Raw genomic sequence first — 916 nt, 5'->3', positions numbered from 1 at the left:
CTCGCATACGTGTTCGAAGCATCGTTATTCGCACTCGCACTCGACACACCGCCATTCGCGTCCGCATTGTTGTACCCGCGATAGACCACACGGACTGTAGCGGTGCTTATCCAGTACATGTCGGTATAGTAAGTAGAAGATGATCCGTTCAGATTACCTACCGGAATCATGTCCATATACTTGCCGTGCGCCACGCCTGTAATCCACTGACCGCTGTCCTTCTTGCCCTGTACCATACGGATACTGCCGTCAGGCATCCAGATGCGCCATTTGCCCACGTTACCGCTGTCGTTCGGCAGATCCACGCCGTCCATCATGTCATACTTGTTGCCGTAGATGTCCTCGTAGCCCAGGCAGCAGATATTGTTCACCTGCACCACAGTCGCCTGTCCGTATTCGTCCCGACTCTTATACCAGGCATACTGGTGCACCAGGCCGTCAATCAGCGAATTCGTGATTTTGTTGTTAATGACATACGCTTCATCGTAGCCGATGGTGTCTGTCATCCCGTGTTCGGCCGTTCCGCCTGTTGTGCGGTTATTGTTATGCTGACCGGCACCGCATTGTTCCTGCATATCCCTGCGCCCGTACTTTGCATAGCTCAGGTTCGCGATGCGGCTGTGCATCAGCGCATCTATCTGCTGCATACCCCGCTGCTGGCTGTAGTAGTGGAAGTCCGTCCAGGTCATACTTGCCGTGGTCGAAGCTCCGGTGATGCAGGCACGCAGTTTACTGCCCACCACCGAACTGCCCACAACGGCACACAGATGCTCCTCATTGGCCACCCAATCCGGTTCCATGTCCTCTATCTTGTCGCTGTGGCTCAGTACCACGCAGTCAAACTCTGCCGTGTTCAGAATGGAGAAATGCAGGGCTGTAGCACGTTCCGGAACGTCTGCTATCAGATACATGCCGA

General features: G+C 54.5%; 1 pseudogene. It reads right to left on the bottom strand.

Annotation, left to right across the window (positions count from 1 at the left end):
• Positions 1–916 (bottom strand): annotated as a pseudogene (locus WKT20_RS18085) (hypothetical protein); the annotation flags it as partial.

This window comes from Phocaeicola sp. ICN-14070, assembly GCF_037892625.1.
GTDB lineage: Bacteria > Bacteroidota > Bacteroidia > Bacteroidales > Bacteroidaceae > Phocaeicola > Phocaeicola plebeius.
Note: the sequence above shows the minus strand (reverse complement) of the source record. Positions and strands in the feature narration are given on the sequence as shown.